This window comes from Nostoc sp. CMAA1605, from assembly GCF_021596505.1.
GTDB lineage: Bacteria > Cyanobacteriota > Cyanobacteriia > Cyanobacteriales > Nostocaceae > Trichormus.
The window spans coordinates 1-10,127 of record NZ_PJIZ01000144.1 but is presented as its reverse complement, the minus strand read 5'-3'; the positions used below and the strand labels follow the sequence as shown (position 1 = coordinate 10,127).

The 10,127-nt window shown below is 42.5% G+C and carries 9 protein-coding genes and 3 pseudogenes; 3 read left to right on the top strand and 9 right to left on the bottom strand.

Translation table 11 applies throughout. From position 1 onward, the window contains the following. Positions 1–362 precede the first annotated feature (362 nt). The 7 genes and pseudogenes from CV014_RS28290 to der form a co-directional block, all read right to left on the bottom strand. Positions 363–1,031: a YggS family pyridoxal phosphate-dependent enzyme gene (locus CV014_RS28290; RefSeq protein WP_236145050.1), complete on the bottom strand. Its 669-nt coding sequence runs from the start codon at positions 1,029–1,031 to the stop codon at positions 363–365. Continuing rightward, positions 1,028–1,305: pseudogene (pipX, locus tag CV014_RS28285) on the bottom strand (transcriptional coactivator PipX). The gene CV014_RS28290 and the pseudogene pipX overlap by 4 nt, the downstream one beginning before the upstream one ends. 260 nt (positions 1,306–1,565) lie before the next feature. Then, positions 1,566–1,703 carry a hypothetical protein gene (locus tag CV014_RS28280; protein WP_236145049.1) on the bottom strand — a complete coding sequence of 46 codons (138 nt, stop codon included), beginning with the start codon at positions 1,701–1,703 and terminating at the stop codon, positions 1,566–1,568. A gap of 175 nt (positions 1,704–1,878) precedes the next feature. Beyond that, positions 1,879–2,013, bottom strand: a complete 135-nt coding sequence (locus CV014_RS30270; RefSeq protein WP_268964944.1) for a hypothetical protein — start codon at positions 2,011–2,013, stop codon at positions 1,879–1,881. Between the two features lie 5 nt (positions 2,014–2,018). Then, on the bottom strand, positions 2,019–3,431 hold the full coding sequence (locus CV014_RS28275) for an anthranilate synthase component I (protein WP_236145048.1): 1,413 nt from the start codon (positions 3,429–3,431) through the stop codon (positions 2,019–2,021). A gap of 78 nt (positions 3,432–3,509) precedes the next feature. Beyond that, a complete protein-coding gene (locus CV014_RS28270; RefSeq protein WP_236145047.1) occupies positions 3,510–4,436 on the bottom strand; it encodes an energy-coupling factor transporter transmembrane component T family protein in 927 nt (308 codons plus the stop codon). Positions 4,437–4,717: 281 nt separating this feature from the next. Further along, complete coding sequence (gene der, locus CV014_RS28265; protein ID WP_236145052.1) at positions 4,718–6,079, bottom strand: ribosome biogenesis GTPase Der; 1,362 nt, start codon at positions 6,077–6,079, stop codon at positions 4,718–4,720. A gap of 198 nt (positions 6,080–6,277) precedes the next feature. Between der and CV014_RS28260 the strand changes: the two genes are divergently transcribed. From CV014_RS28260 to CV014_RS28250, 3 genes and pseudogenes are all read left to right on the top strand, one after another. Continuing rightward, the gene (locus CV014_RS28260) at positions 6,278–6,574 is read left to right on the top strand and encodes a hypothetical protein (protein ID WP_236145046.1); all 297 of its coding nucleotides are present in this window, start codon (positions 6,278–6,280) and stop codon (positions 6,572–6,574) included. A gap of 83 nt (positions 6,575–6,657) precedes the next feature. Next, complete coding sequence (locus CV014_RS28255) at positions 6,658–7,140, top strand: metallophosphoesterase (protein ID WP_236145045.1); 483 nt, start codon at positions 6,658–6,660, stop codon at positions 7,138–7,140. 52 nt (positions 7,141–7,192) lie between these two features. Beyond that, a pseudogene (locus tag CV014_RS28250) lies at positions 7,193–7,471 on the top strand (formylglycine-generating enzyme family protein); the annotation flags it as partial. 404 nt (positions 7,472–7,875) lie between these two features. Here CV014_RS28250 and CV014_RS28245 read toward each other — a convergent pair. Next, entirely contained in the window at positions 7,876–8,130 is a 255-nt protein-coding gene (locus CV014_RS28245) for a hypothetical protein (protein WP_236145044.1), read from the bottom strand. A gap of 292 nt (positions 8,131–8,422) precedes the next feature. After that, positions 8,423–10,067, bottom strand: a pseudogene (locus CV014_RS28240) (acetolactate synthase large subunit). Between the last annotated feature and the right edge of the window lie 60 nt (positions 10,068–10,127).

Below are 10,127 nucleotides of genomic sequence, written 5' to 3'. Positions count from 1 at the left end.
ATTTGTAGCATCTACTACTGTTATTGGCAATGGACTGGCGTTGCACCAACTCAAAATTACAACTCAAAATTCAATATTGAGGTCGCTATAGATCACAGGTGGTTAAGCGAGTGTATCTATCGCTTGATTTTTGAAATTGGTGTTCTATGGAACGCCTGTACATTAACCTAGACACAATAATTGAGTCAAGATTATATCTCTACAACGCTCCGTAAATAAGTTGAATTAAATGGCTTTTTTTGAGTGTTTATTTTTCTTAAAGTTGTCTTTTGTGTAATTTATTGCACCAGTATTTACTTTTTACTAAGTATATCATACTGGGCAAATAAATACACAACCACACAATGGTAGGGTTGTTTTACCTAAGTGCGTTTACCAAATAGGATAGTCCCCAATCTTACCATCGTTGCCCCAGCTTGTATGGCTAATTCGTAGTCTCCTGACATCCCCATCGACAACTCCTGCATTTTGATGTGCTTCCAATTTTGGGCAGCAATGTCTTTGGCTAAATGATGTGTACTATTAAATACATATAAATTTCCCGCGTCTGTTAAACCCATTGGCGGAATTGTCATCAAACCTTGAATTTGTAAATTTTCACACTGGTCAAGGGCGGGTAAATCAGCGAGTAGTTCTGGCACAGTCCAGCCGGACTTACTAGGATCAGGGAGGATTTTGACTTGCAGACAGACTTGGGGGCTGACTTCTAGTTGTCCGGCTAATTGATTCAGACGTTGTGCCAATGGCAAGCTATCCACGGAGTGAATCCAGTGAAATTGTTCAAGGGCTTTTTTGGCTTTATTAGTTTGTAAATGGCCGATAAAGTGCCAAGTGATGTCTGATAAATCTTGCAGTTGTGCTTGTTTAGTAGCAGCCTCTTGGATGCGATTTTCACCGAAATCACGGATACCAGCAGCATAGGCGGCGCGGATAGCTTCAGTTGGCATTTGCTTAGTAACAGCAATTAACCGAACTGAAGGCGGAATTGATGCACGAATTTGAGTAATACGTTCGCTAATCGAACTAGTCATTGGAATGTGCGTTGGAAAACACTCTGAAGCTGATCGTACTCCTGTGATTGACCATTGCGACGCAAAGTCCGCAAACGATTTCCAATAACATTCTCGCCTCTGTGCGCCCTATCGGTTGGAACTTCAGGGCTTTCATGTCGTTCACCACCAGAAAAAATAAACGTTGGGCATAGAGTGTAGTGAACAAATCCTGGGCTTCATCAACCATACAGATCCGATATAGTAAGCCCCAAGTAGGATGATTGATGTAAGTTTCTGCGCTTTCTGGATTCATCTATTAATCAAGTAGGAGAATAATATATTTTCTTGCAGTGAGCGACAAATATTCAGACGATAATATCTCCCTGTCGCCAGAATATTTGCGGAGATTGATTTGCAAATCGGCAAATTCTACCCTTTAAAGGACTTTAGACAAACCCTGATCTATTTTCAGGTAGGGTAGATGAAACTTTTACAGGAAAGTAAAAGGCATTCATAAAAGGTAAAAGAGAAACAACGAAGTATGGGAGATTTTGACCTATTTCCACAAGCATTTTAGGCAACAAGACCTGCAAAGCGATCGCCATCTACTGTGTTTGATGGAAGCAGAATATCTTTACCCTGTTGTGTGCAGTTAATACTAATTGTGGAGTTTGCTGTGTGAAGTTGTCGAGGGCAAAAACCGACTCTCATACTACTGTTTACTCTAACTTCTCTCTATGTTGCCATAATTATCGCTCGTTAGAGCAAAATAGCCAACAGGCGAATTTTCCTAAGAATTGTTCATCGAAACAGTCTGTGTTGTTACAATTTGGCAAAATAGTCAATAGTCAATAGTCAATAGTCAATAGTCAATGGTCATTAGTCATTAGTCGTTGGGCATTGAAGTAAAATCTACCTTGTCTACCTTGTCACCCAATTCCCAGTCCCCAATCCCCAGTCCCCAGTCCCCAATCCCCAATCCCCAGTCCCCAGTCCCCAATCCCCAGTCCCCAATCCCCAATCCCCCTAATTAACCATCTTCAGCGCGGCTAATTGCGCTTGGGCTTTGTGCAGAGATTCATACCATTCTTTTTCGGGGTCGCTGTCGGCAACTATGCCTGCACCTACTTGACCCCATACGGTGTTTGATTGGGCATTAGGGGTTAGTAGTAAGGTGCGGATGAAGATGTTTAAATCTAGGTTGCCTCGCCAATCTAAATAGCCGCATGAACCATAAAATAAACTACGGCGTACTGGTTCTAGTTCTTCGATAATTTCCATGCACCGGACTTTGGGACAACCTGTAATTGTCCCGCCAGGAAATAGGGCGCGGATTAAATCTATGGGGGTGCGATCGCTCCTGAGTTTGCCTGTAACATTGCTAACAAGGTGCATAACGTGGCTATATCTCTCAATCGTTAGCAATTCGTCAACGGTGACTGTTCCCCATTCGCAGACTCGCCCTAAATCATTGCGTTCCAAATCAACCAGCATGATATGTTCTGCCCGTTCTTTGGTGTTGCTGAGGAGTTCTTTGGCTAGTTGCTGGTCTTGTTCTTTCGTTATACCACGCGATCGCGTACCGGCAATGGGTCTAGTCTGGGCTTGGTCATTTTCTAACAAGACTAATCTTTCTGGTGAACAGCTAATCACTTCCCCCCAAGGTGTCCGCCAATAACTAGCAAAGGGCGAAGGATTGATTTTATGCAAGGCTTGATAAATTGACCAACCACTAGCGGAGGTATTAGCGGAAAATCTTAAAGATAGGTTGGTTTGAAAGATATCTCCCGCTTGAATGTATTTTTTCGCACGATTAACTGCGGTTTCGTAATCTAACTGAGAGGTCAAAAATTCTGGTGCGACGGGATAATTAGTAACAGGTGTAATGTGTTGGACTGAATTTTCTATATTTGTTCGTCTTAAACGCAGTTCCAACTCATCAAGATTAGCCGCATCACTAGCCGCTAACCATAAGACTTGCTGCACATGATCTAATACGGCAAAATCTTCTGGTTGATACCAAAACGCCACAGGAAAGGGCAAAGTGTCAGGTTTTGTATAAGGTAGCCCTTCGATTTCCCAAGCTGCATCGTAGCCTAGCCAGCCCAGCCATCCACCGGTGAAGGGGAGGTGGGGAGGGGAGGAGGGAGACAAGGTAGAAATTCCACCTTGTCTCCCTTGTCCCCCATTTAACAACAACTCCTCCAGCAAAGGAAAAATCCCCCCCAAGGCTGGTGTCCACATTTGAGGTACACCATTGACTATTCTGGGCGCACCTGCACAAATAGAATAGCGACTCAGTTGGGGTTGGTTAGTGGGTGTGGGGTAAGGACTTTCGAGGAGAGTAGCGATTTGAGATGTTGTGTGGGGATAAAATAGGGCAGAGAAGATTTCTGCACCAGTACGATTTTCTAATGGAAGCGATCGCCAGTACCACATAAATATTTAGTTAATAGTCATTAGTCATTAGTCATTAGTCATTCCCTTAAACCCCTACACCCTTAAACCCCTACACCCCTAAATTTGCTGTCCTAAAACGATTCTGATTCCCCAAAAAATGGTGAGGATTGCGATCGCTAGCCAATCCCATGATTTTAAACGTAAATCGTGCCACGGAACTCTATGTTCGTTGGGACTAGTGAAACCGCGTACCATCATCGCACTAGCCATTTGTTCAGCACGTAATAACAGGTTTTCTAATAATCTCTCGGCGACAATCATCCAGACTTTGAATCCGCCTTTTAAACCTAACTTTTTCCAATTAATCGCCCTTGTCATAATGGAACGAATTAAATTTTGTATTTCCTCTAAGACTAGGGGAATGAATCTCAAGGATAAAGTGAGTGTTAAGGTAATTTCTGTAACAGGGATTTTAAAGCGGCGTAGGGGCTGCATCAAGCTTTCTATCCCGGCGGTAATTTCTTCTGGTGCGGTTGTTAATAAATATAGAGTAGTGCTGTAAATTACTGTAAATAAAATTGTACTGATGCGTGTCCCCAAGTCTAAAGTCCGACGACTAATTTTGACAGGGCCTTGATGAAAGAGAATGTAGTTATAGTCTTTGCTAGTTTTTACTTGTTTTGGCTCATTTGGGGTTTTAGCAGTGTTGCTGAGTGGAGCTAAAGCTTGGGAGTTCGCTGGTAAACGTGGCTGATAATTGATACCCAAGCCGTCAGGGAAAACTGCTGTCAGGGCGAACACCAAAAACGTTAGTGTTAATAGCCAGCCCATTTGTTGTTGCCAAACTCGTCGGGGAATTCTAGCAGCTAAAGTAAAAATAATCAGCAGTGCTACTAGTAGTATGCGCCATTGATTATTAGCAAAACTATAACTAGTCAAAAAACTCATCAACCAGATAAACTTGACCCTGGGATCAAGTTTATGTAGCCAAGTTTGGGGCTGTTCGAGATAAAGTCCTAATGGTAGCGATCGCAGTAAATCCATTTTTTAGTGCTGAGTGCTGAGTTTTGAGTGCTGAGTTGTGTTAGCGGTAGCGCGGCGTTTAGCCGGTGCTGAGTTGCAGAAAGTTAAAAGTTTACAACTAATCAGAACTTAATTTCGAGTCAATTTCGATACTAGTATTCAGTATTTCATTTTGAGTCAATTTCGATACTAGTGTTAAGTTTAGATTTTCAACTCCTGACTATTTTGCCTTGATATCCAGAACTTAGCACACTTTATTTTTCCCACTCAGCACTCAGCACTCAGCACTCAGCACTCATTACTCAAACGCGAGTTGCACGGTTGACGCTACCAAGTTCCATCTCTCTGACTTTCTTACTGCGCCACAACAACCGCAGGGGAGTACCTTTAAATCCTAGTTGTTGACGGAATTGTCTTTCGATGTAGCGGCGATAGTTGTCGTTAAAGCGTTTTGCATCATTGACGAATAACGCAATGGTGGGTGGTTGGCTACTAACTTGTGTACCGTAATAAATTCTGCCCTGTTTTCCGCCGCGTGAGGTTGGGGGAGAGTGCCACTTGAGAGCATCTTCTAAAACTTCGTTAATCACAGATGTGCTGACGCGGCGTTTATGTTCGGCGGCGGCTTGATTGACTAATTCTAAAATCTTTTCTACCCGTTGTCCGGTTAAGGCACTGACAAAAATAGTGTCTGCCCATTCAGTAAAATGTAGTCTAGCTTCGAGATTTTTTTCGTAGTCGTAAATAGTATAGGAATCTTTTTCTACAGCATCCCATTTATTGACAACAATAATACAGGCTCTACCTTCTTCAATAATGCGTCCTGCTAATTTTTGGTCTTGTTCTGTGACACCATCTAGAGCATCTAACACTAATAAAACCACATCGGCACGGCGAATGGCTTTAAAAGACCGATTAATACTGAAAAATTCTGTTCCGTATTCGACACTTTTCTTTTTCCGAATTCCGGCTGTATCAATTAGCCGATAAGCTTGTCCATCTCGTTCTAAAAAAGTGTCAATTGCATCGCGAGTTGTCCCAGAAATTGGGCTAACAATTGCTCTTTCTTCCCCAACAAAAGCATTTAATAAACTAGATTTACCAACATTAGGACGACCAACGATCGCAATTTTAATTTCATTGTCTTCCGGTACTTCTGTCACCACGGGGATGTGTTTAATGATTTCGTCTAGTAAATCCCCTGTACCGTTGCCATGAATCGCAGAGATAGGGTATGGTTCTCCTAAGCCCAGTTCCCAAAATTCCGCCGCCTGCATTAACCCCTGTTCTGGGGATTCACATTTATTCACGGCGAGGAAGACGGGTACTGGTTGTTGGCGTAACCATTCGGCTATTTCTTCATCTGCCGAATTGGGGCCTGTTTGACCATTCACAACAAATATTGCAGCAGAAGCTTCTGTCAAGGCTGCTAAAGCCTGTTGGCGAATCAGGGGCAGAAATTCGGTGTCATCATTAAATACCAAACCGCCAGTATCTACTACTAAAAACTCGCGATCGTTCCAGTAAGCTGGCATATAAGTGCGATCGCGTGTCACACCCGGTTCATCATGGACAATCGCCGTTTGTTCCCCGGCGAGTCGATTAACCAGGGTAGACTTGCCCACATTCGGGCGACCGATAATTGCAACAATTGGCAGTCCCATAAACCAAGGGTAATTGAGAGAAATGGCTAGTATATCACATTTCTCATTATAGGTGACTGGGGAATGGGGAATCGGGAATCGGGAATGGGTAAAAATCTCAATGCCCAATAAAGCTTCTACCGCTTGGGTGATTTATCGCCCAACTTGAAAAAATACCATAACAAAGAAACTGGCAGTTACTTCACAGGAGACTACATCTTGAGAAATCGCAAGTGGCTGCTGGAAGCCAGTCAAATTGTCTTGCAATATTTTCGCTGGTTATTTTTACTAATATTCTGCATCATACTATACGCCAAATTTATTGAACCCAATTGGATTGAGATCAAAACTTTACAACTAACTCTTCCCCATCTCCCAGCAGAGTTTCATGGCTATCGCATAGTGCAGATTAGCGATATTCATCGAGATAGGTGGATGACTGTGCCACGTTTACGGCGCATTGTGCATTTAGTTAATCAACAACACCCAGATTTAGTAGCGATTACAGGGATTTAGTCACTCGTAATCTACCGCAATTCATCCCATCACTCAAGCCTGCTTTAGAACAACTTACACCACGGGATAGAACCGTTGCCATCTTGGGTAATCATGACCACGAAAACGACACCCAAGCCATAATTATAACTCTCAAACAAAGCGGCGTTTTTGACTTAAATAATCACATCTACACATTACAACGGGGTAACGCCACACTTTATATAGCGGGAGTTGATGACGTAGGTATGGGTAAAGCCCGCCTAGATTTAGTATTACAGCAACTACCACCACAGGGAGCAGCCATTTTATTAGCCCATGAACCAGACTTTGCCAACACCAGCGCAGCCACAGGAAAATTCGACTTACAACTATCAGGACACTCCCACGGCGGACAAATCCGGCTACCTTTCTTAAGACCCCTCATTTTACCGCCTTGGGGTGAAAAATATTACGCAGGAGAATATCAAATCGGCAAAATGCTCCTATACACCAACCGAGGTTTAGGAATGACAGGCTTACATCTGCGTTTATTTGCCCGTCCTGAAATTACCATCATTACTCTAGCCTCTCCAAATCATAACTAATTAATTTCATAGTAAGGACTTTAGTCCTTTCTTTAGGACTGAATATCGAGAACAAACAACAAATGTAGGGATATTTCCGCCGAACGCTTTTGGTTTATATGATATGTGTGGCAACATATGGGAGTGGTGTCAAGATGTATATAATAATAGCTACCAAGGCGCGCCGACAGATGGTAGTGCGTGGTTAATAGGTAGCAATAATGATAAAAAACTGCTGCGTGGCGGTAGCTGGTTAAACTTTGCCCAGTATTGTCGCTCTGCTGCTCGTAATAGGCTTGCGTCTGCCTCTTGTTACGGACGTGTTGGTTTCCGCGTCGTGGCTGTGGCTTAAGGATTCCTTTTATTTTGCACTGTTCCCTCTGCCCTTATTATTCTTTTCCCTTCTTATTCCCCCACCGTCAGGCGGAAAAATATTTTTTCAAAATCTGGTGTCTAGATACCCAGACCATTACACCAAATTTAATCGCGAGGCCTTAAGAAACCGGGTTTCTCGTGAGGAAGACCGATATTGTCGCAATGAACCATAAAAGAAACCCGGTTTCTGGCTTCGCGCGGGTCTCGCGGATGCAAACGATATCTGGAAAACCTCTCTCTAAATATCTCTCCTGCGAGGAGAGCGACTTTAAATTTGTGGTTTGGGAGTTAGATTTTCCGTAGACTTTTCTACATAACGTAAAAAGTCATTCATTCTGCACTGTAGAGACGTTGCAACGCAACGCCTCTAAATCTAAGTTATTAGATGAAAATTTGCCGGATTAAAATACTCATCACCTCACCTTGGTTAGCTGTAGGTAACAGTGGACTCCAATCACCGACACTAGCGTAACCAATTACCTGTAAATAGCGAATTGTACTAGTAACGGCTTGGGGAGAACCGATGAGCAAATGCTTAATCTTTTCTCTTTGGGGAACTGGCTGTGTAGAAGATTGATTGAGGTTGAGTGTATCTATATCTGCACTCTGCAAGTATTGTGTGAACTGTGCCATCATTGTAATTATCTCCTTGTTAGAGGGCTAGATAACGGCGATCGCTTTCTTCTTGACCGGATTGGGCGATCGCCTTTATCATGCTTAAACAATAAAGTATAATTTTATACTTGTTAAGCACTAAGTCCATAATTTTTGTTAGGAATTATGGATTTTTACAGGGGAAATATTTTATAGTAAGGTTGATATTTTCAAATTACATAGTTTGTTCGCATGAAAAAAATTGAGGGTTTTAGAAATACTAAAACCCTCAAAAATAAAGAAAGGACTAAAGTCCTGACTACGAACGGTTTATTTACACTTCACAACTTAACTCACCGGCTTTTTGGGTAAAGCGGCGGTTTTCTCTGTAGTCTACAGGGCAATCGATAACAGCAGGCACATCTTGAGCTAAGGCTTCTTTCAACACAGGAATTAAATCTAAAGTTGATTCGACTCGATAACCTTTTAAGCCCATACTTTCAGCTAATTTGACAAAATCTGGGTTGCCGAAATGCACGAAAGATGATTGTCCTCTACCGAAATGATTTTCTTGTTTCCACTCAATTAAACCGTAGCCACCGTCATTAAAAATTAAGGTGACAAATGGCGTACCTACACGCAATGCTGTTTCTAATTCTTGGCAATTCATCATAAAGCCACCGTCGCCGGTTGCGGCTACAACTTTGCGGTTAGGATAGACAAGTTTGGCTGCTAAAGCACCAGGAATTGCTATCCCCATTGCGGCGAAGCCATTGGAAATTAGACAAGTATTGGGACTATGACAATGATAATGGCGGGCAATCCACATTTTATGTGCGCCTACGTCAGAAATGACAATATCATCTGGCCCCATGACTTGGCGTAAGTCATAAATTAATTTTTGCGGTTTGATGGGATAGCCTTCATCATGGGCATATTGTTCATAATCTTCGCGAATTTCTCCCCTTAAACTAATAGCATAGGGGTTGGGTTTGCCGTGTCTATCTGCTACTTTTAAAATCTCCATGAGAGAATCAGAAATATCACCCACAACTTCTACTTTGGGAATATAACTGCTATCAATTTCGGCGGAATCTGCCCCAATATGGACGATGGGAATACTACCTTCAGGATTCCATTTTTTGGGTGAAAATTCAATTAAGTCATAACCAATGGCAATGACTAAATCTGTATTATCAAAACCACAAGTAATAAAATCTCGTTGTTGTAATCCCACTGACCACAGGGCTAAAGGATGAGTATAAGGAATTACACCTTTTCCCATGAAAGTATTAGCCACAGGGATATTCATTTGGGTAGCAAATTGGGTGACAGCATCGCTAGCATGGGCGCGAATTGCACCATTGCCGACTAAAATTAGTGGATTTACTGCTTGAGAAATAGCAGCAGCAGCAGCGCGAATACTAGCAAAGGAAGCGAAGGTTTTTTCGATATTATCTTTATGTAATGGTTTGCCCTCTACGGGCATAGCGGCAATATTTTCTGGTAAATCTATATGCACTGCACCAGGTTTTTCGGTTTGCGATCGCTTGAAGGCTTTTCGCACTACTTCTGGTGTAATACTCGGTCTAACTATCTGTTTATTCCACTTAGTAACAGGGGCAAACATTGCCACTAAATCTAAATATTGGTGGGATTCGATGTGCATTCTATCTGTTCCCACCTGTCCGGTAATTGCCACTAATGGCGCACCGTCTAGGTTAGCATCTGCGACACCAGTCATTAGATTGGTTGCCCCAGGGCCAAGGGTAGAAAGACACACACCAGCTTTTCCTGTCAGTCGTCCGTAGACATCAGCCATGAAAGCTGCACCCTGTTCATGACGGGTAGTAATAAACTTAATAGATGAATGGTTTAATCGCTTCTAATACGTGTAAATTCTCCTCGCCAGGAAGACCAAAAACATATTCGACACCTTCGTTTTCTAAACATTTGACCAATAATTCTGCCGTATTCATTTTCCATTCCTCATAATATTGGGGATTGGGAACTGGGGACTGGGGACTGGGGAAAAAATC

Bases quoted from the DNA above. Each gene is read 5' to 3' on its own strand.
- CV014_RS28290 (WP_236145050.1), bottom strand. From the start codon at position 1,031: ATGACTAGTTCGATTAGCGAACGTATTACTCAAATTCGTGCATCAATT.
- CV014_RS28280 (WP_236145049.1), bottom strand. From the start codon at position 1,703: ATGAGAGTCGGTTTTTGCCCTCGACAACTTCACACAGCAAACTCCACA.
- CV014_RS28275 (WP_236145048.1), bottom strand. From the start codon at position 3,431: ATGTGGTACTGGCGATCGCTTCCATTAGAAAATCGTACTGGTGCAGAA.
- CV014_RS28270 (WP_236145047.1), bottom strand. From the start codon at position 4,436: ATGGATTTACTGCGATCGCTACCATTAGGACTTTATCTCGAACAGCCC.
- der (WP_236145052.1), bottom strand. From the start codon at position 6,079: ATGGGACTGCCAATTGTTGCAATTATCGGTCGCCCGAATGTGGGCAAG.
- CV014_RS28245 (WP_236145044.1), bottom strand. From the start codon at position 8,130: ATGATGGCACAGTTCACACAATACTTGCAGAGTGCAGATATAGATACA.